General features: G+C 56.9%; 1 protein-coding gene. It reads left to right on the plus strand.

Going from position 1 to position 457, the window contains the following annotated elements; all coding sequences use genetic code 11:
- A partial coding sequence (locus QSV46_RS39155) for an integrase core domain-containing protein (RefSeq protein ID WP_314964017.1) occupies positions 1-457 on the plus strand: 457 nt, incomplete at both ends.

Consider the following 457-nt stretch of genomic DNA (forward strand, 5'->3'; position numbering starts at 1 on the left):
CCAGATCAATGAGACCTGGGCAATGGACTTCGTTCACGACCAGCTCGCCACGGGCCGCAAGATCCGTGTTCTCACGATTGTGGACACCTTCAGTCGCTTCTCGCCAGCCGTCGATCCGCGCTTCAGTTATCGAGGCGAGGATGTCGTGCTGACCTTGGAGCGTATCTGCAAGCTCCTTGGCTATCCCAGGACGATTCGCGTCGACCAGGGATCAGAGTTTATCTCCCGTGATCTCGATATCTGGGCTTACCAGAAGGGTGTGGTGCTGGATTTCTCGCGGCCGGGAAAACCGACGGACAACAGCTTTATCGAATCTTTCAACGGCAAGTTCAGAAGCGAGTGCCTGAACACGCACTGGTTCCTGAGCCTTGACGACGCGCGGCAGAAAATGGAGGATTGGCGCAGAGACTACAACGAAGTCCGGCCCCACAGCGCGATCGGCAATAAGGCGCCGATA

This window comes from Bradyrhizobium cosmicum (genome assembly GCF_032290525.1).
Taxonomy (GTDB): domain Bacteria; phylum Pseudomonadota; class Alphaproteobacteria; order Rhizobiales; family Xanthobacteraceae; genus Bradyrhizobium; species Bradyrhizobium cosmicum_A.